We start from the raw sequence: 22,981 nt of genomic DNA, 5'->3' as shown, positions 1-22,981 counted from the left end.
CGACCGATCGCGGGAGTAGGCGCAGCTCGTCTCCCCCCTGCCGAGCTGCGACCCGCCGGCCCCGTTGGCATCCCCCTCGCCACCGGGTCCACGCGGCGGGAACGTCAGCGGGGCGGCTCGAGTTCGCGACTCCCCCCTCCCTCGAGCCGCCCCGCGACACCGCGGGTGTCCACCACTCCGTTAGTCGATCAACGTTTCGCCCGGCTCTCGTGTTCCCGCCGGGGTCTCTTCCGGGGACGGCCCGCCGTACGACGTGACGACGCCGACGTCAGTCGGAGGTCAACGAACCCGGCGTGTGTGCCTGTTCCGGCCGCACCAGGTGCTCGAACGCCTTGAGGTTCGCCAGCGACTCCCCGCGGGAGACCCGCCAGTCCCACTCCCGCCGGATCGACGTCGCGAACCCGATCTCCAGCAGCGTGTTGAAATCGCCGTCGGCGGCCTCCAGCACCTGGCCGAGCACCTTGTCCAGTTCGGCCTCGGTGACGGTGTCCAAACCGAACCGACCCACGAGGTAGACGTCGCCCACCGAATCGAGCGTGTAGTGCACGCCGTAGAGCTTCGCGTTGCGCCGCAACAGGAACCGGTAGAACTCCTCGTGCGCCTCGTCGGGCCGTCGACACACGAACGCCTCGACGGCCAGTGAGTGCTCCCGCGCGATGAGCCAGCAGTTGGTCTGGAGCTTCTTGGTCCCGGGCAGGGTGACGAAGTACACACCCGCGCGGCGGCGGTTGTAGTCCAGACCTGCCGCGTCCAGCGTCGCGGAGATCAGCTCGTCCACCCGACGACCGTGCTCGGGCTCGGTGCTCACACCGCCACCTCCAATGCTGCGTTGCGGAACGCCGCCGTGGCTTCCGCGTACGTGTCCAGCAGCGCCTCCGTGGTGCGCTGCCACGAGAACCGTGCCGCATGCCGAGCAGCACCGCGCGCCAGCGTCGCCCGTGTGTCCGGACGCAACGCCACGCGGGCGAGCGCGTCGGCCCAGTCGTCGGGCTCGTGCGAGGGCACCAGCAGGCCGGAGTGCCCGTCCTCCACGGCCACGGGCAGGCCGCCCACCCGCGCGGCCACCACCGGTGTCCCGCACGCCTGGGCCTCCAGCGCCACGAGTCCGAACGACTCGTTGTGGCTCGGCACCGCGACGACGTCCGCCGCGCGGTAGACGTTGACGAGGTCCTGCCCGCCCTGCGGCGGGAGGAAGCGCACGAGGTCGGCGATCCCCAACTCGGCCGCGAGCCGCCGCAGCGCCGCGGGCTGTCCCACGCCGGTCCCGGACGCCCCGCCCGCGACGAGCACGACCAGCCGACGCCGCAGGTCGGGGTGTCGACGCACCAGCGCCGCCGCGGCCTTCACCAACACGTCGGGCGCCTTCAACGGCTGGATGCGGCCCGCGAACGCCAGCACGACCGCGTCCTCGGCCAGCCCCAGCGCCGCTCGTGCCGCCCGCGTGCTGCCCGGCCGGAACCGGTCGAGGTCGACGCCCGGCGAGACGGTGCGCACCGCGTCCGGGTCGGCGTCGTAGAGGCGCACGAGCTGCTCGGCCTCGACCTCGGTGTTCACCACGAGCCGGTCGGCCTCGGCCACCACCTGCTCCTCACCGATGACGCGCGTGCGCGGCTCGGGAGTGTCGCCATGTGCCAGCGCCGCGTTCTTCACCTTCGCCAGCGTGTGTGCCGTGTGGACGAGGGGAACGCCCCAGCGGTCACGGGCCAGCCAGCCGACCTGGCCCGACAGCCAGTAGTGCGAGTGGATCAAATCGTAGTAGCCGGGTTCCTGGAACGCCTCGGTGCGCAACACCCCCGAGGTGAACGCGCAGAGCTGCGACGGCAACTCGCCGCGTGACAGCGGCTCGAACGGCCCGGCCGGGATGTGCCGCACGAGCACACCGGGCGCGAGCTCCACCACCGGAGGCTGGTCGGACGACGTCGCGCGCGTGAACACCTCGACACTCGTGCCACGGCGCGCCATCTCCACCGCAGTCTGGGAGATGTAGACGTTCATGCCGCCCGCGTCCTTCGTGCCGGGTTGCTCCAGCGGCGACGTGTGCACGGACAGCACCGCGATCCGGCGCGGCCGCGAGGCCGCCCGGTGCCGGGAGATCGTCACCGATTCACCTTTCCTGTTCGACCGAGGGTGCCTTCATGTCGGAGAAGGCCCGTTCGGCGAACCCCCGCAGTGTGGTGTCGAACTCGCGCGCGGACTCGACGAACGGAAGATGGCCCACACCCGACCACCAACGCGTCGACGCCCCCGCAATCTTCCCGGCCGTGTACTCGCCCGCGGTGACGTTCACGACCGCGTCCTCGGTGCCGTGCACCACCAGCGTCGGGACGTCGATCGCGGAGAGCACGTCCTCGCTGCCGACGTCGCGCCGGAACAACGCCGAGCGGACCCGCGGCGGCACGGCGAGGCTCGTGCCGAGCAGCGCCTGTGAGACCTCCCCGGGAACGTCTCGCGCGGCCATGCCCTCACCCAACGCCCTGAGCGCGGGCAGCGCGACGTCGAGGTCGTCCGACAACGCGGCGGGCAGCGCACCCGCCATGGCCGGACCGACCCGCCCACCGGGGCGGTTCCTGCCGATCTCGGTGATGGCGCCGACGAAGACCAGACCCGCCAGCCCGCGCGTGCCGTGCACGCGCAGGTAGTCCGTGATGACGAGGCCGCCGTAGGACCAGCCGACCACGACCGCGTCACCGCCGGCGAGGTCGAGCACCGCCGCGAGGTCGTCCGCCCACACGGCCGGGTCGTCGTAGCCGTCCTGGGGCGCCTCGGAGCTGCCGTGCCCTCGCAGGTCCGGAGCGAGCAGCCGGAAATGCGCCAGCTCCGGGTCGGCGAACTGCGCGTCCCACACGCGCGACGACTGAGCCCAACCGTGGACGAGGACGACGGCGGGGCCACGCCGATCGCCTCCGACCCGAACTCCGATCCGGACCCCTGACGCACCGACGACTTCCGACCTCATCCGTTCCGTCAGATCCCTTCGCAGTCGCCCACACCCTGGCCGAGCACAGTCACATTACCTGGCAGCATCAGCTGTCATGAACATGCGAACGGCAGTCATCACAGGAGCCAGCGCCGGAATCGGCGAGGCCACCGCACGTGCCCTCGCCGCAGCCGGTTTCCACGTCGTGCTCGGTGCCCGCCGACTCGACCGGTTGCGCCCGCTCGCCGAGGAGCTGTCGGGCACCGCACTGCCGCTCGACGTCACCGACGCCGACTCCGTGGCCGCGTTCGCGGACCAGGTGAAGCAGTGCCACGTGCTGGTCAACAACGCGGGCGGGGCGAAGGGCCTCGAACGCGTGGAGGACGCCGACGAGGAGCACTGGCGCTGGATGTGGGAGACCAACGTCCTCGGCACCATGCGGGTGACGAAGGCGCTGCTGCCCGCGCTTTTGGCCTCCGGTGACGGCCACGTCATCACCGTGACCTCGATCGCGGGCCACGAGGTGTACGACGGCGGGGCGGGATACACCTCCGCCAAGCACGCCCAGTCGGCGCTGCACCGGACCCTGCGGTCGGAGCACCTCGGCGACCCGTTGCGGGTCACCGAGATCGTTCCGGGAATGGTGGAGACGGAGTTCTCCCTCGTCCGCTTCGACGGCGACCGCGAGCGGGCCGACAAGGTCTACGAGGGCCTGACCCCGCTGACGGCCGAGGACGTCGCCGAGGTCATCGCGTTCGCCGCGACCCGCCCTTCGCACGTGAACCTCGACCAGATCGTGCTCAAGCCGAGGGCGCAGTACAACGGCAGCCGCGTCCACCGGGAGTGAGCGCGGACCTCACAGCGCGCAGTTCACCAGCAGGGGCTCGGGCCGCAGCTCGACGCCGAACCGTTCCCGCACGCCGTCGCGGACCTCGCGGGCCAGGGCGAGCAGGTCGTCGGTCGTGGCATCGCCCCTGTTGGTGAGCGCGAGGGTGTGCTTCGTCGACAGCGACACCCGACCGCCCGGTCCGGTATGGCCCTTGGCGAATCCGGCACGCTCGATGAGCCACGCGGCCGACAGCTTGACCCCGCCGTCGGCCGGGTACCGCGGGACGGCGACCTCCGGGCCCACCACGTCGGCGATGCGGTCGAGCACGGCCGCCACGTCGGCGTCGGCGACGATCGGGTTGGTGAAGAACGAGCCCGCGCTCCACGTGTCACGGTCGTCCGGGTCGAGCACCATGCCCTTGCCACGCCGCAGCGACAACACCGCCTCCCGTGCCTGCCCTGCGGGCACCCGGTCCCCGATCTCCACGCCCAGCGTGCGCGCGAGCTCGGCATACCGCACGGGCGCGGACAGCCCGTCGTCCGACAGCCGGAACCGCACCGACAGCACCACGCCCGAGTCGGTGCCCTTGAGCACGCTGGTGCGGTAGGCGAACCCGAGGTCGTCGGCGGTCAGGGTGCGGACCTCCCCGGCCCGCCGGTCGTACACCTCGACGGATTCCAGCACCTGGCTGGTCTCGCACCCGTACGCGCCGACGTTCTGGATCGGCGTGGCCCCCGCGCAGCCGGGGATGCCGGACAGACACTCCAAGCCGCCGAGGCCGGCCGCGACCGTCGCCGCCACGTAGGCGTCCCAGTCCTGACCCGCCGCGACCGTGCGGAAGTCGTCGCTCCACCCGGTGGTGGCGATGCGCACGACGGTGCCGTCGAACCCGGCGTCACCCACGACGAGGTTCGAGCCGCCGCCCACCAGCAGCACCGGCTCGCCCTCCTCGTCGAGCTTGCGCACCTGGGCCACGAGTTCGTCGGTGGTCTCGGCCACGACCACCCGCCGCGCGGGCCCACCGAGCCGCAGGGTGGTGTACTCGGACAGGTTGTTCCGGCCGACCGCTTCGACACTGCTCACGCCCTCAGACGGTACTGTCCCCGCCATGGCGACCCGTATCGAGCACCGGGCGACGTTCTCCCACAGCGTCGCCGACGCCTACGCCGCCCAGACCGAGGCGGACGCGCTGCGTGACCGGCTGCGCCAGGTCGGCGGCGAGCAGTCGGAACTCCGCGACCACGAGGTGACCGAACACGGTGCCCGGTACACGCTCGTGCAGGGCATCCCGGCCGACAAGCTGCCCTCGATCGTCCGTTCCCTGCGCTCGGGCGACCTGAGCGTGCGGCGCAGGCACGTCTGGACCCGCGAGGGCGATCGCGCGACCGGAACCGTCACCGTCGAGGTGTCCGACGTACCGGGCCGGATCACCGCCGACGTCGAACTGGTGCCCAGCGGCAGCGGTGCCGTCCAGACCACGCGCGGCGAGGTGTCCGTGCGCGTGCCCCTCGTCGGCGGCAAGATCGAGAAGTTCGTCGTCGACCAGGTGACGCAGTTGTTGGAGAGCGAGGCGCGCGCGACGGAGCGATGGCTCGCGCGCTGAAGCCGGTCGGCACGCCGACCCGAGGCACCACCAACCCCAACCGGCTCCGCCGGATCGACCGCTGGCTGACGTGGGACCCGCTCGTGCGCGACGCCCTGCTCCACGCGGCCGACCCACTGGTGGTCGACCTCGGCTACGGCGCCTCGCCCGTCACCACCGTGGAACTCGCCCAACGCCTGACGGCCGTGCGCGCCGACGTCCGGGTGCTGGGCCTCGAACTGGACCCCGACCGCGTGGCCGCAGGCGAACTCGTCGCCGACCCGCCCCGGCTCGACTTCCGGCGGGGAGGCTTCGAACTCGCGGGGACCCGGCCCGTGGTCGTCCGCGCCTTCAACGTGCTCCGGCAGTACGCGGAGTCCGACGTGGCCCCGTCCTGGGACGCGATGCTCGCGGGTATCGCACCCGGCGGGGTGCTCGTGGAAGGCACATGCGACGAGATCGGCCGCCTGTGCACGTGGGTGACCGTGACCCACGACGGACCGCGCACTCTCACACTGTCCTGCCGCACCGCGAGCCTCGACCGGCCCTCGACGCTGGCCGAACGCCTTCCCAAGGCCCTCATCCACCACAACGTGACGGGTGAGCCGATCCACGACCTGCTGTCGAGCCTCGACGCCTGTTGGGCCGCCGCCGCCCCCTACGGCGCGTTCGGCCCCCGCGCCCGCTGGACCGAGGCCGTGCGCGCGCTCGCTGCCCAGGGCTGGCCCGTGCTCGGCAGGCCCCGCCGCTGGCGGCTCGGTGAACTCACCGTGCCGTGGGACACGGTGCGCCCCAACGGCACCCGGTGACGTCTCCGACGTCACCATCGGGCCGCCCACCGTACGCACCCCGGCACGACCAGCGGATAATCCGTGTCCGTGCAGGATCGCCAGTACGTCATCACCTTCGGTTGCCCGGACCGCAGGGGGATCGTCTCCCGGATCTCGTCCTTCCTCGCCGAGATCGGCGGGTGGATCGTCGAGGCCGCCTACCACACCGACCCGGACACGGGCTGGTTCTTCACCCGGCAGGCGGTGCGGGCCGACTCGGTGCCCTTCGACGTCCACGAGCTGCGGGCCCGGTTCGCCGGGGTGGCCCGCTCACTCGGGTCGGAGACCGACTGGCGTGTCGACGACACCGGTGAACGCCGTCGCGTGGTGATCTTGGTGTCCAAGGACGGGCACTGCCTGTACGACCTGCTGGGTCGGGTCGCCTCCGGGGAACTCGACGCCGACGTGCGCGCCGTCATCGGCAACCACGAGAACCTCGCCGACATCACCCGGGCACACGGCATCCCGTTCCACCACGTGCCGTTCGAGGGCGACAACGCCGCGTCGTTCGCGGAGATCGCGAAGCTCGTCGACGAACACGACCCGCACGCGATCGTCCTCGCGCGCTTCATGCGCATCCTGCCGCCCGAGCTGTGCGAGGCGTGGAGCGGCAGGGCGATCAACATCCACCACAGCTTCCTGCCGTCGTTCATCGGCGCCCGGCCGTACCACCAGGCGTACGCGCGAGGCGTCAAGCTCGTGGGGGCGACCTGCCACTACGTGACGGCGGACCTCGACGCGGGGCCGATCATCGAGCAGGACGTCATCCGGGTCGACCACCGCGACACCGTGGCCGACATGGTGCGCAAGGGCCGCGACATCGAGAAGGTCACGCTCGCGCGCGGCCTTCGCTGGCACCTAGAGAGCCGCGTGCTCGTGCACGGCAACCGGACCGTCGTCTTCTGACCTCCGCCGACTCCGGGAAGCGGGCACGATCAGCGGTGTGCCCGTCTCCGGATCGTCGATGACCCGACACGGCAGTCCGAAGACGTCGGCGATCAGCTCGGCGGTGACGATCTCGCTCGGGTCGCCCTGCGCGGCGATCCGGCCACCAGGGGCGAGCACCACGAGGTTCGTGGCGTAGCGGCAGGCCTGGTTGAGGTCGTGCAGCACGGCCACCAGGGTGTGGCCGTCGGCGTTGAGGTCGGCACAGAGGTCGAGGACCTCGATCTGGTGGGCGATGTCGAGGAACGTCGTCGGTTCGTCGAGCAGCAGGATCGGCGTCTGCTGCGCGAGCACCATCGCCAGCCACACCCGCTGCCGCTGCCCGCCCGACAGCTCGTCGACGAGGCGGTCGGCCAGCTCGGCGACCCCGGTGCGCCGCATCGACTCCAGCACCACGGCCTCGTCCTGCGACGACCACTGCCGCAGCAACCGCTGATGCGGGTAGCGCCCCCGCGCCACGAGGTCGCCGACCGTGATGCCGCTGGGCGCGATCGAACTCTGCGGCAGCAGACCGAGCCGTCGTGCCACCTCGCGCGAGCGGTAGTCGCTGATCGCCTTCCCGTCGAGGTGCACCACACCGACGTCGGGCTTGAGCATGCGCGCCAGCGCCTTGAGCAGCGTCGACTTCCCGCACGCGTTCGGCCCGACGATCACCGTGAAGGACCCGTCGGGCACCGAGATGCCCAGGTTCCTCGCCACCACGGCGTCGTCGTAGGCGAGGGTGAGGTTCTCCGCGCGCAGCCTGCTGCCCGCACCACTGCGCGTCCCGGTCGAGTCGGTCACGCGTACCTGCCCTTTCCGCGCCACTCGGACGCCAACAACCACATGAGGTAGAGCCCGCCCACGCAGCCCGTCGCGGTACCGACGGGCAGTTGCTGCGCGGGGAACAGCCGGTCGGTCGCCAGGTCGCTGACGGACAACAACAGCGCTCCCATCAGGGCCGACGTGACGAGCCCCGGCGCGGAGCCCCGCACCAGCCGCCGCGCCAGTTGCGGTGCCGCGAGCGCGACGAACCAGATCGGTCCCGCCGCCGCCGTCGCGAACCCGGCCAGCAGCACGCTGGAGGCGATGAGGATCGTCCGGCTGCGCTGCACCCCCACCCCCAGCGCCGCGGCGGTGTGGTCGCCGAGTTCGAACATCGACAACGCCCGCACCTGGCTCAGTGCCAGCGGCAGCAACACCGCCAGAGCCAGCCCCGACACCGTGACGTGCTCCCAGCCGCGGCTGTTCACACTGCCCACCAGCCACGCCTGCGCGCTCACGGCGTCGTAGATGTCGGCACGCGTGATCAGGTAGGAGTTCACCGACAACGCCAGGGCGTTGATCCCCACCCCGACGAGCACGAACCGGTAGCTCTGCACCCCCCGGCGATACGACAACGCGTACACGAGCAGCGCCGTCGAGAGCCCGCCCACCAGTGCTCCGACCGCGACCTGGGTCATCGTGCCGCCGACCACGACGATCATCACGAGCGCGCCCGTGGAGGCGCCGTTGGTGAAGCCCACGAAGTCCGGGCTGCCCAGCGGGTTGCGCAGCAGACTCTGCAGGATGGCCCCGCTCACGGCCAGGCCCGCGCCCACGAAGATCGCCGTGAGCAACCGAGGGAGCCGCAGGGTGCCCACGATGAAGTCCGCGGCACCGTCACCCTGCCCGACGAGCACCGCGAGCACGTCGCCGAGCGGCACCTCGAAGTCGCCGGTGGTCAACGTGATGGCGGCGGTGACGAGCAGGGCGAGCGCCAAGCCCGTCCCCACGACCACGCTCCGCGTGGGCAACCGCAGTGCGACGGTCTCGCCGCGCGTGCGCAGCACGCGGCCGGTGACGGGTCGAGCCGCCGAAGCGTCGGTCGGCGTGTCGGTGGTGGTCTGGTCGCTCACAGGCTCGACAGCCTCCGTCGTCGACACAACAGACAGAACACGGGCACCCCGACCACCGCGGTCACGATGCCGACCTGCACCTCGGCGGACGGGACGATCACCCTGCCGACGACATCCGACCCCACCAGCAGCAACGGCGCGAGCACCAGCGAGTACGGCAGCACCCACCGCTGATCCGGTCCCACCAGCAGGCGTGCCGCGTGCGGCACGGCGAGTCCCACGAACGCGATCGGGCCGATCGCGGCCGTGGCCGCCCCGCACAGCAGAGTCACCGCGACGGCACCCGCGGCCCTCGTGAGCCCGGGATGCGCCCCCAGCGCCCGACCCAGGTCGTCCCCCATGGCCAGCGCGTTGAGAGGCCGCATCAGCAGCAGCGCGATCGCGGCACCGACCCCCGCGAACGGCAACAACGGCAGCAGCACGTCGTAGTAACGCCCGGCCAGTGACCCGACCATCCAGAAGCGGTACTCGTCGTAGGACTCGGGATCGGACAACAGCACGGCCGTGTTGAACGCGTACAGCACCGCCGTGATCGCCGCTCCCGCCAACACCAGCCGCTCGGGACTCGCGGCACCCCGGCCCGTCGCCCCCAGCACGTAGACGACGAGCGACGCGAGCGCGGCTCCCACCAGCGCGAACCACACGTACCCCGTCACGGACGTGACACCGAGGAAGGCGATCGCGAGCACCATGCCCGTGGAGGCGCCCGTATTCACGCCGAGCAGTCCGGGTTCGGCGAGCGGGTTCCGTGTCAGTGCCTGCATCAACGCCCCGGACAGGCCCAGCGCCATTCCGGCCATGAGCCCGAGCAGCGTGCGGGGGATGCGGTAGTCGTGGATGATCACTGCGGTGTCGGAACCGGCGAAGTCGTCCGGCCTCAGCAGCACGTCCCAGGTGTCGGTGAACGGGATGTCACGCGAGCCCAGCCAGACGCTCAGCAGGCAGACGAGGACCAGACCGGCGAGCGCGACGACGAGTCCGACCGCCCGCAACAGGTGCGCCCCGCGACGAGCAGTGATGGCGCGAGCCTCCGATTCGGTCGCCGAATCGGGTGAGGCAGGCGCGGCCGGTGACATAAGGTGAGGCTAACCGAACCCCCGAAACCAGGTCCACACGACGTGACCATCTCCGCAGCGTAACCCGCGTGTCCGCCAGTTGTGCACTCGTGTCCGCGAGCTGCGCCCTCGTGTCCGCCAGTTGCGCACACGTGTCCGCACCTTGCGTACGCCTCGGGCACTACCCCCGGACGGACTACCCCGATCGTGGCTCGCCCAGGCAGCCGTCCAGCACCACGTCCACCACCCGCTCGGCGAAGTCGTCGGGGATCGACTCCTGCCGCAGCATCACCCGCGACCACACCGCACCGGCCAGCAAGTCCACGAGCAACGCCGGGTCGACCGCCTCCCGCAGCTCCCCTCGCACCAGAGCACGCTCGAACACGACCCGCTCACCGGACAGCCGATCGGCGACGAACTCGCGCGCCAACCACTCCAGCCCCGGCCGCGCGGCGACCGCCGCCAGCGTGGCCGCGACGACACCGGACGTCGCCTGCCCGGTCATGAGTCGCACCAGCTCGCGCACGAGACCACGCAGGTCACCGCGCAGACTCCCGGTGTCGGGCACCGAGATTCGCAGCAGGTCGGACTGCACCACCGCAGCGCCGAGGAGGGCGTCCTTGTCGGGCCACCAACGGTAGATCGTCGTCTTGTTCACCCCGGATCGGGCGGCCACGCCCTCGACGGTGAGCCCGTCGTAGCCGCCCTCGGTCAGCAGTTCGAGGGTCGCGCGGTAGATGCCCTGCGCCTGCCGGGGGCCACGACCGGCACGTCGACTTCCCGGGAGCCTCTCGTCCACGCGCCGAGCGTACGCAGGTCTCGATCGCCCGCAGCGATGTGGAGTAGCCTCGAACACAACGCAACGTTGCGTTGCACTGGAGGCGACATGACTCACGCACCCCTACCCGTGCTCTTCCTGCACGGCATCCGCGTCAGCGGCACCATGTGGCACCCACAGCTCCACGAAGTCGGTCAACGGCGTCCCGTCTCGGCACCCGACCTGCCCGGACACGGCCATCGACGCGGACAGCATTTCACCCTCGCAGGCGCCGTCGATCTCGTTCGTCAGGAGATCGACGACCTCGGCGGCCGAGCCCTCGTCGTGGGCCTGTCGCTCGGCGGGTACGTCGGCATCGCGGCGGCCTCCCGGCTGGGCGACCGGGTCGCCGGGCTCGTCGCGATGGGCTGCACCGCCGTGCCCACGCCCGAACGCACGAGACCGCTGCGTGTGGCCGGCGGGCTGCTGCGCCGACTCCCCGACGGCGGTGATCGGCTCAACCACCGCCTGTTCGCCGCGCTGTGGGGTGAGCGGGCGGCGACGGTGATCGGCGAACGCGGCTTCGCGACGGAGGCGATGCCCGACGCGCTCGACGAGCTGGTCCGGTTCGATCCGCTGGCGGAGGTGGCGCGCTACGGCGGGCCGGTGTGGCTGGTCAACGGCGGCCGTGATCACTTCCGGGTCGACGAACAGCGATTCCTCGACGTCTGCGAGCGCGCACGACTCGTCGTCGTACCGCGGGTGGGTCACCTGGTTCCGATCGCCGCGCCGCGCGTCGTGTCCCGACTCGTGAGCGAGGTGGCCGAGCAGGTGGACGACGGCACGGTCTCCGGCGTGGCGTGACAGTCGGCCGCCGAGGCGCCGTCCAGCGCCGGTACACGCACGCGAAGTGCGGACACACGCACCCCGACGGCGGACATGCGTACGCGAGCGGCGGACACGCGTGCGGGAACTGCGGACACGCCCGGGGTCACCTCAGGCTGGCGGGCCTCAGGTCCGTCCAGTGGGTCTCGACGTAGTCGAGGCAGGCCTGCCTGTCGGCCTCACCGAAGACCACCCGCCAACCGGCGGGCACCTCGGCGAACGACGGCCACAGCGAGTGTTGTCCCTCGTCGTTGACGAGCACGAGGAAGCGCCCCTCGGCGTCGTCGAACGGGTTCGTCATCGTCCTTCCCCTCTCGGTCGACCCGCAGCCGGTCAGGCCGTGGCGGCGGAACCGGCACCGACCGCCGTCTCCAACGCGACCACGTCCCCGACGCCCAGCACCTCGTCGCCGTCGGTGGCTCGGTCGGCGGCACGACGCAGGACGGAGTCGAGGATCTCCTGCGAACGGATCGCGTTGTTCGACAACAGCGACGACGTGATGCCGTGGCTGTGCTCGGTGGCTCCACCCTGGACGTACACGGCAGCCGCGCCGCCGGAATCGGTGAGCATGCGGTAGTCCCGCGCGACGAGCGGTCGGCCCGCCTCGTCGCGCCGGAACATCGTCGCGTCCTCCCCGAAGAGCGCCGTCACGTCGCTGGGCCGGTAGCCGGTCGCGCACACGGCCACGTCGGCGTCGAGCACCGTGCGCTGCCCGGTGGTGAGCGACTCCACGGTCACCCGTGCGCCGTCGCCCGTCTCGACCACCTCGACCACCCGGGAGGTGTTGAACAGGCGCAGTCGCTGCCGTCCGAGCACCGTCTCCCGGTAGTGCCTGCGGTACAGGTCCTCGATGAGGTCGAGGTCCACGACGGAGTAGTTCGTGTTCGCGTGGTAGGCGAGGAGCTGGTCGCGCACCGCCTGGGTCGCCCCGTGGAACTCGTCCACCGCGGCGGGATCGAAGACGCGGTTGGCGAACGGACTGTCGTCGGACGGGCTGTAGCCGTAACGGGAGAACACCGCACACACTTCGGCCTCGGCGAAGCGGTCGTGGAGCATGGCCGCCGTCTCGGCCGCGCTCTGGCCCGCGCCGATCACCACGAAGCGCGACGGGTTCTCGACCCCGTCGACGTTGTGCAGCAGGTCGCTGCTGTGCCACACGTGCTCCGACGCGCCGACCCCGGAGGGCAGCGACGGAGTCAGCCCGGTCGCCACGACGAGGTTGCGTGCCGAGTGCACGGTGCCGTCGCGAGTGGACACGTCGAACCGCACGAGTTCGCCGCCCTCGACCACCGGCCGCACCGACACGACCTCGACGCCGTACGACACGAGGTCGGCAACGCGATCGGCCGCCCAGCGGAAGTAGTCGTGGAACTCGACTCGCAGCGGGAACAGGGTCTTGTGGTTGACGAAGTCGACGAGCCGACCCTGTTCGTGCAGGTAGGACAGGAAGCTGAAGCTGCTGGTGGGGTTGCGCAACGTCACCAGGTCCTTGAGGAAGGACACCTGCATCGTCGCGTCGTCGATGAGCATCCCCCGGTGCCAGCCGAAGGTCTCCTGACGCTCCAGGAAGGAGGCGCGCACCCGCTCGGACTCGCCCACGGTGTCGTTGTGCTCGGACACGGCGATCGCGAGCGCGAGGTTGGCGGGCCCGAACCCGATCCCCAGCAGGTCGAGGACCTCGCGCTCTCCTCGCAGCACCTCCGACATGCACGTCCCCTCGGTCGCCAGGCTGGACGTAGGGAACCCTAACCTAACTTAGCCGCACCTTAGTTAGCCCATTCGTGGATGATTCCCGCCACGCCGTCGAAGGGTTGCACACTTAGGCAAGCCTTGCTTAACTGGCCGCGTTTCGCTGTCGACGAGTGGAGGTCCGATGCGGATCGCGATGTTCGGGTACCAGACGTGGGGTCATCGAACCCTACGCGCACTGGTCGAGTCCGAACACGACGTGGTGCTGGTCGTGACCCACCCACCGTCCGATCACGCCTACGAGCGCATCTGGGCCGACTCGGTCGCCGACCTCGCCGCCGACCACGGAATTCCCGTCGAACTCCGTCAACGCCCCGACGACGCGCTCACCGCCCGCCTGGCCGACCTCGCCCCGGACCTCATCGTCGCCAACAACTGGCGCACGTGGATCCCGCCGGAGATCTTCGCCCTGCCGAAGCACGGCACGCTCAACGTGCACGACTCGCTGCTGCCCGCCTACGCCGGGTTCTCTCCGATCATCTGGGCGCTGCTCAACGGCGAGCAGGAGGTCGGCGTCACCGCACACCTGATGGACGAGGAGTTGGACGCCGGTCCGATCGTGGCGCAGAAGGCCGTCGAGGTCGGACCCACCGACACGGCGACCGACCTCTTCCACAAGACCGTCGACCTGATCGAACCGCTCGTCGCCGAGTCGCTCGACCTGATCTCCACGGGACGCCTCCAGCCGGTGCCCCAGGACCGGTCGAAGGCCACGTTCTTCCACAAGCGGTCTCTTGAGGACAGCCGCATCGACTGGACCTGGCCCGCCGAGGACATCGAACGGCTCGTGCGCGCCCAGTCAGACCCGTACCCGAACGCGTTCACGTACTACCGCGGTGAGCGGCTGCGGATCACGCGAGCGTTCGTCACCGAGAAGACCTACGGCGGTACGCCGGGGCGCGTCTTCATCCGCGAGGGCGACGGCGTGGTGATCGTCGCCGGAGCCGACGCGCGCCACGGCCGCAACCGCGGTCTCGCGATCCAGCGACTCCGCACCGACGACGGTGTCGAGCACGCCGCCACGGACTACTTCCGCGCGATGGGCGGTTACCTCACCCGGCACCCCGAGGCTTGAGGTAACCGCCCTCGGCGTCAGAGCCGGACCAGCATCTTGCCGGTGTTGCCGCCCGAGAGCAGGTCCAAGAACGCCTGCGGGGCGGACTCGATGCCGTCGACCACCGTCTCGCTGTGGACGATGCGGCCGTCCCGCACCAACGGGGCGATCTCCTCGACGAACTGCGGGCGGAGGTGCTCGTGGTCGCCCACGAGGAAGCCGCGCATCGTGAACCGCTTGCCGATGATCAGCGCGAGGTTCCGCGGCGCCGGCGTCGGTTCGGTGGCGTTGTATTGCGAGATCATGCCGCAGACGGCGATGCGACCGTGCAGGTTGATGACGCTGATCGCGGCCTCGAGGTGCTCACCGCCGACGTTGTCGAAGTAGACGTCCACCCCGTCGGGAGCGGCCTGCTTGAGCTGCTCCACCACCGGGCCGTCCTTGTAGTTGAACGCGGCGTCGAAGCCGAGTTCCTCCGTCAGCCAACGCACCTTCTCGGCCGACCCGGCGCTGCCGACGACCCGCCCCGCGCCGCGGAGCTTGGCGAGCTGCCCGACGAGCGAGCCGACGGCGCCCGCCGCGCCGGAGACGAACACCGTGTCGCCCTCGCGCATGTGCGCCACGTCGAACAACCCCGCGTACGCCGTGAGGCCCGGCATGCCGAGCACGCTCAAGTGGGTCTGCACCGGCGCGGCCTCGGGGTCGATCCGGCGCAGGTGGGACGGGTCGAGCACCGCGTGGGTACGCCACCCGAGCCCGTGAAGCACCGTGTCGCCCACCGCGATGCCGTCGGCGTTCGACTCGACGACCTCACCGATCGCCCCGCCGTCCATCACCTTGCCGACCTCGAACGGCGCCACGTACGACTTGCCCGCGTTCATCCGGCCCCGCATATACGGGTCGACGGACATCCACGTGTTGCGGACCAGCACCTGGACGTCGCCCGGCTTCGGGACGTCGACATCGACGACCTCGAAGTTGTCCAGGGTCGGCGCACCCTCCGGACGGGACGCGAGCCGTACTTCCGTCGCTGCCATCACTGACCTCGTACTTCCTCGGCGAGCTTGTCGAGCACGCCGTCGTAGATTCGTCGCAGTCCGATCGGTGCGAACGTCTTCTCGAAGAAGCCGCCGACGCCACCCGCGCCTTGCCAGGTCGTCTCGACCCGCACCACGCTGCGATCGCCGTCCGTCCTCACCGTCCACGTCGTGACCATGCTGGAGTCCTGGTCGGTCTCGACCAGCGTTCCCGCCTCCGGTTCGCTCACCGTGGCGCGCACGTCGCGGACCCGCTTCTTCGTCGCCTGCAGCAGATAACGGACGACCGTGCCCGCACCCGTGCCACCCTCGACGACCTCGTAGTCGCGATAGTCGTCGGTGAGGATGCGGGGTCGCACCGACCGGTAGTCGGCGAGCAGTCGTGCCACCGTCTCCGCCGGTGCGTCGAGGTGTCGTTCGGCCGTGGCTGTGACGCTACCCATGGAGCCCCACCTTCCCGTGGTGTCGCTCGCTCACCTGGCGAGCCCGTCGATGACCTCGGCACCAGGCAACGCGGCCAGCGCGGCTCCGGTGACCAACAGCTTGCTACCCCGGATACCGCTGCCCACGACAAGTTCGGGTGCCGACGCCACGGCTTCGTCGATCAGGATCGGCCAGCCCGACGGCAGCCCGACCGGCGTGATCCCGCCGTAGGCCATGCCCGTCAGCTCGACGGCCTCGTCCATCGGGGCGAACGACGCCTTGCGGACGTCGAGCCTGCGCTTGATCACCCCGTTGACGTCCGCCCGCGTCGTGGCGAGCACGAGCGCCGCCGCGTACCGCACCTCGCCCGACCGCTTGCCCGACACCACCACGCAGTTGGCGGACGCGGAGAGCGGTGAGGAGTACGTCTCACAGAACGCCGCCGTGTCGGCCAGGTCGGGGTCGATCTCGACGACACCGACAGGCTCGGCGAGCGAGGGAAGAGCGGCGGCCACCGGTTCGGCCAGGAGTTCGGGATGCTCGGAGGCCGGGACAGGCGTCAACGTCCCGGCGATCGTCCAACTACTCACACCGCGAGCCTATGCCCGGAGGAGGAGCTCACCAGCTCGAACCGCCCCGCTGGACCTCGATCAACTTGGGTCTCACGTCCACGACGTAGACGAGGCTGGCGACCAGCGCGGCGAGCCAGAAGATCATGCCCGCGCCGTAGAACTGGAACAGTCCCATGGCCACGGTCGCACCACCCGTGATGCCCAACCACGCGGGTTTGGTCAGCCGGTCGGCGGCGGTGAAGGCGTCCGACCGCTGCATCACGGCGTGGATGAACGCGATCAGGCCGACGAGCGTCCCGGCCCAATCGATGACCATGACGATGTAGTAGGCGAGAGGCGGCACTCCCCCAGCCTACGTCAGGACGGGGGTGAGGCCGAGAGCTCGCAGGCTCACGCCTTGTCGGTCGACCCCGGCTCCCGAGAGGTGCGGCGAGGCTTCGCCGACGACGTCGCAGAGCCCGCGTCGGGCTTCATGGCCTTCTTGCGCGCCGAGGCCGCCTTCGCCGAGCGCTGCGACCGAGTCGGGGACTCCGGCGCGCCGGAGTCGGTGGCCTTCCCCGCGGTCCGCCCGCGCGCCGTTGCCACACGCTCCGCCTCGGCCTTCACCGGACCGGGCGCCTCGTCCGTCCGGCCGGTGGCGACGGCGTCCACCGTTTCCTCGGCCTCCTGTGCACGCCGTGTCAGCATCGCGACGACGTGGTCGACCCGCTCCCGTGCGTCCGAGGTCGCCTCGTCGACGCGCTCCTGCGCCGTGCGCAACGCCTCCTCGAACTGCTCGACGCCGCGCTTGACCTGGGGCTCCACCGCGTGTTCCCAGGTCCGCTCGCCCGAGGAGACCAGTTCCTGGTACCAGGTCGTGGCCGCCTTGGCGGACTCGTCGAGCAGCCTGCGCAACTCCGCCGGGTCGAGCCGGTCACGCAGGTGCGCCCACTCCGACGGCAGGTCCTCGATGTTCTTGCGGGCCGCCTCGCTGCTGGTGTTCACCCGCTCCTTGGCCTTGGCCACCGCGTCCGCCACCGCCTGGCTCGCCAGGCTTCCCGCACCCAGCGCGGCCAGCAACGACGTCCGGACCCCCTCCCTGGCTGCGTGCATCAGCGCGGTCAGGTCACGGGTGTTCTCGGTGTTCGTGCTCGTCATCGTGGCTCACTCCTCGTCGTCGGCACTTGCGCTCGCGTCACTTGCGGTCGTCGTCCGGTTCTCCCGCCGGAACGACTCGTACACGTCGAGCAGCACCTGCTTCTGCCGCTCGGTGAGTGAGGTGTCGGCACGGACGGCGTCGACCACCGGACCTCCGACGGGCTGGTCGAGGATTCCCGCCTGCACGTACAACGCCTCCGCCGAGATCCGCAGCCCCTTGGCGATCTGCTGCAGGATCTCCGCGCTCGGTTTACGCAGCCCTCGCTCGATCTGGCTCAGGTAGGGATTCGACACCCCGGCCAGTTTCGCGAGCTGCCGAAGCGAGATCTTGGCGTTGTTGCGTTGCTGCCGAATGTACGAGCCGATGTCCTTGCCCAGGTCGGTGACCCGGTCGATCGGCCCGCCCACGTGGTCGTCCCGTTCCTCGTCGGCACGAACCTGTGTCATGACGTCCCCACACCTCCGACCTCGACGCTACGCCGGGGTGCTAGCTGCTGCAAGCGCTCAGCTCGCACCAGCGCGAGCAGCGTCGACGTCGAGCACCCGGCGCACCCACCGCTCCGCGTGAGCGACGGCGGCGGCCAACGGCACGGTCGTGGTGTCGAACAACTCGACGGGAGGGGCCAGCGACGCGGCATCGCGCCGCAACCACTCGTTGAACTCCAGCATTTCCGCGATACGGGACTCGTCCCACCCCCGCCACGCCGGGCGGCGACGCAGGCGGCGCGCGAGCACCGCGGAGTCGGCGACCAGCGCAAGGTAGTGGATGTCGGAGAAGAACACCCGCTCCGGCAGCGTCTCGAACTCGGGTGGCACGACGGTCCCGCACAGCACCACCGGACGACCGCTCTGATGGATCATCGCGGCCATCCGCAACCACGTGGAGCGGAACGCCGGGTGTCCGTCGACGTCGTCACGCAACGCCCCGGTCCACAGCACGTCCTGTTCCAGCACCACGACCTCGCCCGACAACCGGCGGGCGAGTTCAGGCCCGACGGTGGACTTGCCCGCCCCGCTCGGACCGGTGAGGGCGAGCAACGGCAACCGACGGAACTCGGCGCGGTGCCCGCAAAGCGCACACACCCGCGTCTTCCCCTCGACGACCGGCCGCTCCGCCCTGTCGCCGCACGCGGGGCAGATCTTCAGATCGAGCACGAAGTCAGTCGAAGAGGCTTTCCAGGAAGCTCTTGCGCCGGCGGTGGCCGTACGGGCGCGGCGAGTCGTGGTAACCGCCGTGGTAGGGGCGCGGGGAGTCGCCGTAGTACCCGCCGTGGTGGCCAGGGGCCGTGGGCGCACCGCGATACGGACGCGGCGAGTCGCCGTAGTAGCCGCCGGGCGCGGGGGCATTGCCGTGGTACGGCGCGGTCGGCGGAGGTGGCGGCGGGGACGGCGGCGTGTAGGGCGGTGGCGGCGCCGAGGCGTAGAACGAGTTCTCCGCGCTGACGATCTGTTCGAGTTCACCCCGATCCAGGAAGATGCCGCGACAACCACTGCACTGCTCGATGTGGACGCCGTTCTTGTCCAGCGTCGTCATCACGTTCTGGCACTTGGGACAGATCACGATCACCAGCTTACGCAGGATCGACCACCCTCAGGGCGGAGTCGTTCGACGCACGGTGACCGAACGGGCCGCTACGCACTGTTCGTGCAGAGACAGAACGGATGCCCGGCCGGGTCGGCATAGACCGTGAAGTTCGCAGGCGGATCCTGCAGCAACGTCGCTCCCAGCGCGACCGCCCTGCGCTGGGCTCGTTCGACGTCGGTGACCAGGAAGTCCAGGTGCAGCATCTGCTGCCTCTCCCGGGACGGCCACGTGGGCGGCCGGTACTCGGGATCGCGCTGGAACGCGAGGTGCACACCGCCGTCCGGATTGCGCAACGTGATCCACCGGCCGTCGTTTTCGGGTTCGTCCGCCTCCCAGCCGAGCAGTTCGCCGTAGAACCGAGCCAACGCGGCCGGGTCGGGACAGTCGAGCACCACGCAGTCCAGCTTGATCGACGCCGAGGTCGCCATGAGCCGCCTCCTTCTCGTGAGCCGTGCGAGCAGTGTCCCGCGTCACCGCGGTCGTGAACACCGGCCCGACGGAAACGGTGCCGCGACAGCACACTCACACCGGCGACGTTTCCCCCGGGCGGACGGAAATCCGTGGAAATCGGGGAAAATCACCACCCACATGGAGCAATCCTGTGGATAACTCGGTGGATAACTCCACAACCTGTGGATAACTCGGCGGGTCACGCCGCATTCTCCGGCAGTCGAACTCAGAACAGCAACTGCGCCACGGTGTAGATCACCAACCCGGCCAGTGCACCGACCACCGTGCCGTTGATGCGGATGAACTGGAGATCGCGACCCACCTGCAGTTCGATCTTGCGCGACGTTTCCTCGGCGTCCCAACGGTCGACCGTCTCGGTGATGATCGTCGTGATCTCGGTGGAATAGTGCCGCACCACGTACGCCGCCGCGTCCTCCACCCAGCCGTCCACCTTCGTCGACAACGCCGGGTCCGACTGCAGCCGCGCACCCAACGCGGCCAGCCCGGTGGACACCCGCCTGCGCAACTCGCTCGACGGGTCCTCCGCCGCGCTCAACAGCATCTTCTTCGCCGTCGTCCACGCCGAGTCGATGACCTTGCGCACCTCGGGGTGCTCCACCAACTGCTGCTTGACGGCCTCCGCCCGCGCGATCGTCTCCGGGTCCTTCTGGAGGTCCTCGGCGAACTCGACGAGGAACCGGTCCACGGCCAGCCGCAGCGGATGGTTGACGTCCGTCTTCACCGCCCACGCGAACGACAGCACCTCGCCGTACACCTTGTCGGCGAGCATCGCGTCGACGAACCTCGGCGACCACGACGGCGCCCGGTCGGACACGACCCGCAACACGGTCTCGTGGTTGTCCCGAACCCACTCGTAGGCCCGGTCGATGACGAGGTCCACGAGTCGGTGGTGTGCGCCGTCGGCCAGGACCTGCTGCAACAACGAGCCGAGCGGCGGTCCCCACTGCTTGTCCAGGACCCTCCTGACCACCGCCTGCTCCATGACGGCCTGCACGTCCTCGTCCCGCAACACCGTCACGGCGCCCCGCACGACGGTGGCCAGCTCGGCCGTGACCCGCTCCGCGTTCTCGGGACGCGCCAGCCACTCACCGGTCCGCCGCGACGTCTCCACCCGGCGGAGCTTGTCCCGCACCACCGGCTCCGCCAGGAAGTTCGTGCCGACGAACTCCCCGAGACTGTTGCCGAGCACGCTCTTCTTGTTGGGGATGATCGCCGTGTGCGGGATCTTCAGCCCGAGGGGATGCCGGAACAACGCGGTCACGGCGAACCAGTCGGCGAGCGCGCCCACCATGCCCGCCTCCGCCGCCGCGCGGACGTAGCCCACCCAGCTCGGCCAACCCGCCGACTGCGCCCAGCTCGCCAGCAGGAAGATCACCGTGGCTCCGAGCAGGAAGCTCAGCGCCACGAGCTTCATCCTGCGCAGGCTCCGCCGCTTGGCCTCCTCACGATCGAGTGCTCCGGGCGGACCCAGCGGGACGGCGGTGGACGTCGGTTGCTCCATGGGGTGATTGTCCGTGAGGATGCTTGCTCGTGCGTGAACCTGTACTCGTCGAACGCCTGCGGCCGTTCACCTCGACGATCTTCGCGGAGATGACCGCGTTGGCCACCCGACACTCGGCCGTGAATCTCGGACAGGGGTTCCCGGACACCGACGGCCCCGAGGCGATGCTGGCCGAAGCCCAGAAAGCGCTGTTCGGAGGCGCGAACCAGTACCCTCCGGGCCCGGGCCGTCCCGAGTTGCGGGAGGCGATCGCGCACCACCGCCTCCGCTACGGCACGGAGTACGACCCGGACGGCGAAGTGCTGGTCACCGCCGGAGCGACCGAGGCCATCGCGGCCAGCCTGCTCGCGCTCACCGGTCCCGGCGACGACGTGATCGTCGTCGAGCCGTACTACGACTCCTACGCCGCGGCCGTCGCGATGTCCGGAGCGACGCGGAAGGTCGTCTCGCTGGTCCCGGACGGCGACCGGTTCGCTCTCGACCTCGACGCCGTCCGCGCGGCCGTCACACCGGCCACGCGAGCGATCCTGGTCAACTCACCGCACAATCCGACGGGCACGGTGTTCACGACGGACGAGCTCTCCGGGCTCGCCGAGCTGTGCGTCGAGCACGATCTGATCGCCATCACCGACGAGGTCTACGAGCATCTCGTCTTCGACGGCGTCGCCCACCAACCGTTGGCCGCATTTCCCGGAATGGCGTCGCGCACGGTGTCCATCTCCAGCGCGGGCAAGACGTTCAATTGCACCGGCTGGAAAGTCGGTTGGGTCTGCGCTTCCCGGGAACTGACCGCCGCCGTGCGCGCGGCGAAACAGTTCCTCACCTTCACCTCGGCCGGCCCGCTGCAACCCGCCGTCGCCTACGCACTGCGTCACGAGCTGGAGTGGGTGGAGGCGTTACGCGATTCCCTGGAGTCCAAGCGTGATCGACTGTGCGCGGGATTGGCCGAGGCGGGCTTCGCGGTACGTCCCGGTGCGGGCACGTATTTCGTGTGCGCCGACGTCCGACCGCTCGGTTTCACCGACGCGGAGGAACTGGCCTGGCGCCTACCGGAGCGTATCGGAGTTGCAGCGGTCCCAGTCAGCGTCTTCACCGATCACCCGAACGAGTGGCGACACCTCCTCCGATTTGCTTTCTGTAAACGTGAGGAGGTGCTCGACGAGGCTATTGAGCGGTTGCGTACCTTGTGATGGGTTGCGCCGTCCGGGGCGGATCGCATACCGACGGGGTGAAACGAGCGCGCGCAATGCTAAGAATGGCACGCACGGGGTAGCCGGGGCGCGCTCGCGCAATGATCGACAACTCCGACGCGGAAACACGAACGAGCCAAGGGCAGGTGGTGGCGATGAGGGCGACTCGCTCTCGGGCGACCGCCCGCCTGCGCGCCGTCGGCCCGCGTCGCCTGGCTCGGCTCCGGCTTGTCGTCGTTCGGCGGCTGCTGCTCGTGCTCGGCCTCGCCGTCGGGGGGTGGGTCGTCTCGGCCGTCCTGGCGACCACGTCGGCCTCCGCCGTCGCCGGTGAGCCCGCCGACCGACTCGACCACGCCGCGCTGTGCGCTGACGACCGGACGGGCACGCCGTCCGACGAGGACTGCACCGCCGCACCGGCCGACCCCGAGGACACCGACGCGGTGGAGTCGCCCGTCGACGAGGGCCTCGACCTGCTGCCCGAGGCCGAGCCCGTCGACGACCTCCCACCGTCGGCCGAGACACCTTCCACCCCGGCGGAACCCGCTGAGCCGGCCAACCCCACCAACCCCAGCAACCCCACTGACC

At 70.3% G+C, this 22,981-nt stretch carries 27 protein-coding genes and 1 pseudogene; 8 read left to right on the top strand and 20 right to left on the bottom strand.

The window, feature by feature from the left end; translation table 11 throughout:
* Positions 1-268: 268 nt before the first annotated feature.
* From JAV51_RS10545 to JAV51_RS10535, 3 genes are read right to left on the bottom strand one after another with little or no spacing between them, the layout of a single operon-like run.
* Positions 269-808, bottom strand: a complete 540-nt coding sequence (locus JAV51_RS10545; protein ID WP_197320523.1) for a YbjN domain-containing protein — start codon at positions 806-808, stop codon at positions 269-271.
* The gene (gene mshA / locus JAV51_RS10540; protein ID WP_197320522.1) at positions 805-2,100 is read right to left on the bottom strand and encodes a D-inositol-3-phosphate glycosyltransferase; all 1,296 of its coding nucleotides are present in this window, start codon (positions 2,098-2,100) and stop codon (positions 805-807) included. Before mshA ends, JAV51_RS10545 begins: the two co-directional genes overlap by 4 nt.
* Positions 2,101-2,104: 4 nt before the next feature.
* Positions 2,105-2,956, bottom strand: coding sequence for an alpha/beta fold hydrolase (locus JAV51_RS10535; protein WP_197320521.1), 852 nt, complete (start codon positions 2,954-2,956; stop codon positions 2,105-2,107).
* A gap of 76 nt (positions 2,957-3,032) precedes the next feature.
* Here JAV51_RS10535 and JAV51_RS10530 point away from each other — a divergent pair, with 76 nt between their 5' ends.
* A complete protein-coding gene (locus JAV51_RS10530; protein ID WP_197320520.1) occupies positions 3,033-3,764 on the top strand; it encodes an SDR family NAD(P)-dependent oxidoreductase in 732 nt (243 codons plus the stop codon).
* A 9-nt stretch (positions 3,765-3,773) separates the two neighbouring features.
* Here JAV51_RS10530 and JAV51_RS10525 read toward each other — a convergent pair whose 3' ends face one another.
* Positions 3,774-4,829 (bottom strand): UDP-N-acetylmuramate dehydrogenase, encoded by a 1,056-nt coding sequence (locus JAV51_RS10525; protein ID WP_307845857.1) that lies wholly within the window; start codon positions 4,827-4,829, stop codon positions 3,774-3,776.
* Positions 4,830-4,854: 25 nt separating this feature from the next.
* Between JAV51_RS10525 and JAV51_RS10520 the strand changes: the two genes are divergently transcribed.
* The 3 genes from JAV51_RS10520 to purU all read left to right on the top strand — a co-directional run bounded on the left by JAV51_RS10520 (position 4,855) and on the right by purU (position 7,064).
* Complete coding sequence (locus JAV51_RS10520; protein WP_197320518.1) at positions 4,855-5,349, top strand: DUF2505 domain-containing protein; 495 nt, start codon at positions 4,855-4,857, stop codon at positions 5,347-5,349.
* A complete protein-coding gene (locus JAV51_RS10515; protein ID WP_197320517.1) occupies positions 5,334-6,137 on the top strand; it encodes a class I SAM-dependent methyltransferase in 804 nt (267 codons plus the stop codon). The genes JAV51_RS10520 and JAV51_RS10515 overlap by 16 nt, the downstream gene beginning before the upstream one ends.
* A 69-nt stretch (positions 6,138-6,206) precedes the next feature.
* Positions 6,207-7,064, top strand: coding sequence for a formyltetrahydrofolate deformylase (purU, locus tag JAV51_RS10510; protein WP_374059030.1), 858 nt, complete (start codon positions 6,207-6,209; stop codon positions 7,062-7,064).
* Here purU and JAV51_RS10505 read toward each other — a convergent pair.
* The 4 genes from JAV51_RS10505 to JAV51_RS10490 all read right to left on the bottom strand — a co-directional run bounded on the left by JAV51_RS10505 (position 7,017) and on the right by JAV51_RS10490 (position 10,834).
* Positions 7,017-7,886: an ABC transporter ATP-binding protein gene (locus tag JAV51_RS10505; RefSeq protein ID WP_197320515.1), complete on the bottom strand. Its 870-nt coding sequence runs from the start codon at positions 7,884-7,886 to the stop codon at positions 7,017-7,019. The two genes, purU and JAV51_RS10505, sit on opposite strands and share 48 nt — an antisense overlap.
* Complete coding sequence (locus tag JAV51_RS10500) at positions 7,883-8,980, bottom strand: iron chelate uptake ABC transporter family permease subunit (RefSeq protein WP_197320514.1); 1,098 nt, start codon at positions 8,978-8,980, stop codon at positions 7,883-7,885. The genes JAV51_RS10505 and JAV51_RS10500 overlap by 4 nt, the downstream gene beginning before the upstream one ends.
* Positions 8,977-10,056: an iron ABC transporter permease gene (locus JAV51_RS10495; RefSeq protein WP_197320513.1), complete on the bottom strand. Its 1,080-nt coding sequence runs from the start codon at positions 10,054-10,056 to the stop codon at positions 8,977-8,979. Before JAV51_RS10495 ends, JAV51_RS10500 begins: the two co-directional genes overlap by 4 nt.
* A gap of 175 nt (positions 10,057-10,231) precedes the next feature.
* Positions 10,232-10,834 (bottom strand): TetR/AcrR family transcriptional regulator, encoded by a 603-nt coding sequence (locus tag JAV51_RS10490; RefSeq protein WP_197320512.1) that lies wholly within the window; start codon positions 10,832-10,834, stop codon positions 10,232-10,234.
* A gap of 87 nt (positions 10,835-10,921) precedes the next feature.
* Here JAV51_RS10490 and JAV51_RS10485 point away from each other — a divergent pair, with 87 nt between their 5' ends.
* The gene (locus JAV51_RS10485) at positions 10,922-11,656 is read left to right on the top strand and encodes an alpha/beta fold hydrolase (RefSeq protein WP_197320511.1); all 735 of its coding nucleotides are present in this window, start codon (positions 10,922-10,924) and stop codon (positions 11,654-11,656) included.
* A gap of 127 nt (positions 11,657-11,783) precedes the next feature.
* Here the strand turns inward: JAV51_RS10485 and JAV51_RS10480 are convergent, their stop codons facing one another.
* Both JAV51_RS10480 and JAV51_RS10475 read right to left on the bottom strand, forming a co-directional pair.
* Positions 11,784-11,978, bottom strand: a complete 195-nt coding sequence (locus tag JAV51_RS10480) for an MbtH family protein (RefSeq protein ID WP_197320510.1) — start codon at positions 11,976-11,978, stop codon at positions 11,784-11,786.
* 32 nt (positions 11,979-12,010) lie between these two features.
* Positions 12,011-13,384 carry a lysine N(6)-hydroxylase/L-ornithine N(5)-oxygenase family protein gene (locus JAV51_RS10475; RefSeq protein WP_197320509.1) on the bottom strand — a complete coding sequence of 458 codons (1,374 nt, stop codon included), beginning with the start codon at positions 13,382-13,384 and terminating at the stop codon, positions 12,011-12,013.
* A 166-nt stretch (positions 13,385-13,550) separates the two neighbouring features.
* Between JAV51_RS10475 and JAV51_RS10470 the strand changes: the two genes are divergently transcribed.
* A complete protein-coding gene (locus JAV51_RS10470; protein ID WP_197320508.1) occupies positions 13,551-14,501 on the top strand; it encodes a methionyl-tRNA formyltransferase in 951 nt (316 codons plus the stop codon).
* 17 nt (positions 14,502-14,518) lie between these two features.
* Here the strand turns inward: JAV51_RS10470 and JAV51_RS10465 are convergent, their stop codons facing one another.
* The 10 genes from JAV51_RS10465 to JAV51_RS10420 all read right to left on the bottom strand — a co-directional run bounded on the left by JAV51_RS10465 (position 14,519) and on the right by JAV51_RS10420 (position 21,206).
* Entirely contained in the window at positions 14,519-15,517 is a 999-nt protein-coding gene (locus JAV51_RS10465; protein ID WP_197320507.1) for an NADP-dependent oxidoreductase, read from the bottom strand.
* A complete protein-coding gene (locus JAV51_RS10460) occupies positions 15,517-15,960 on the bottom strand; it encodes an SRPBCC family protein (protein WP_197320506.1) in 444 nt (147 codons plus the stop codon). The genes JAV51_RS10465 and JAV51_RS10460 overlap by 1 nt, the downstream gene beginning before the upstream one ends.
* Before the next feature lie 30 nt (positions 15,961-15,990).
* Complete coding sequence (locus JAV51_RS10455; protein ID WP_197320505.1) at positions 15,991-16,530, bottom strand: YbaK/EbsC family protein; 540 nt, start codon at positions 16,528-16,530, stop codon at positions 15,991-15,993.
* A 28-nt stretch (positions 16,531-16,558) separates the two neighbouring features.
* Entirely contained in the window at positions 16,559-16,855 is a 297-nt protein-coding gene (locus tag JAV51_RS10450) for a DUF2516 family protein (RefSeq protein WP_197320504.1), read from the bottom strand.
* Between the two features lie 47 nt (positions 16,856-16,902).
* Positions 16,903-17,649 (bottom strand): hypothetical protein, encoded by a 747-nt coding sequence (locus JAV51_RS10445; RefSeq protein WP_197320503.1) that lies wholly within the window; start codon positions 17,647-17,649, stop codon positions 16,903-16,905.
* Positions 17,650-17,655: 6 nt separating this feature from the next.
* Positions 17,656-18,096 carry a helix-turn-helix domain-containing protein gene (locus tag JAV51_RS10440; protein WP_231641888.1) on the bottom strand — a complete coding sequence of 147 codons (441 nt, stop codon included), beginning with the start codon at positions 18,094-18,096 and terminating at the stop codon, positions 17,656-17,658.
* Between the two features lie 57 nt (positions 18,097-18,153).
* Positions 18,154-18,804, bottom strand: a complete 651-nt coding sequence (locus JAV51_RS10435) for an AAA family ATPase (RefSeq protein WP_197320502.1) — start codon at positions 18,802-18,804, stop codon at positions 18,154-18,156.
* A gap of 4 nt (positions 18,805-18,808) precedes the next feature.
* Positions 18,809-19,210 carry a zf-TFIIB domain-containing protein gene (locus tag JAV51_RS10430; RefSeq protein WP_197320501.1) on the bottom strand — a complete coding sequence of 134 codons (402 nt, stop codon included), beginning with the start codon at positions 19,208-19,210 and terminating at the stop codon, positions 18,809-18,811.
* Between the two features lie 71 nt (positions 19,211-19,281).
* Complete coding sequence (locus tag JAV51_RS10425; RefSeq protein ID WP_197320500.1) at positions 19,282-19,662, bottom strand: VOC family protein; 381 nt, start codon at positions 19,660-19,662, stop codon at positions 19,282-19,284.
* Between the two features lie 248 nt (positions 19,663-19,910).
* Positions 19,911-21,206, bottom strand: a complete 1,296-nt coding sequence (locus JAV51_RS10420; RefSeq protein WP_197320499.1) for a DUF445 domain-containing protein — start codon at positions 21,204-21,206, stop codon at positions 19,911-19,913.
* 29 nt (positions 21,207-21,235) lie between these two features.
* Here JAV51_RS10420 and JAV51_RS10415 point away from each other — a divergent pair, with 29 nt between their 5' ends.
* Both JAV51_RS10415 and JAV51_RS10410 read left to right on the top strand, forming a co-directional pair.
* Positions 21,236-22,396: a pyridoxal phosphate-dependent aminotransferase gene (locus JAV51_RS10415; RefSeq protein WP_197320498.1), complete on the top strand. Its 1,161-nt coding sequence runs from the start codon at positions 21,236-21,238 to the stop codon at positions 22,394-22,396.
* Between the two features lie 155 nt (positions 22,397-22,551).
* Positions 22,552-22,981, top strand: a pseudogene (locus JAV51_RS10410) (hypothetical protein); the annotation flags it as partial.

Source organism: Saccharomonospora sp. NB11, assembly GCF_015910535.1.
Classification (GTDB): domain Bacteria; phylum Actinomycetota; class Actinomycetes; order Mycobacteriales; family Pseudonocardiaceae; genus Saccharomonospora.
Note: the sequence above shows the minus strand (reverse complement) of the source record. Positions and strands in the feature narration are given on the sequence as shown.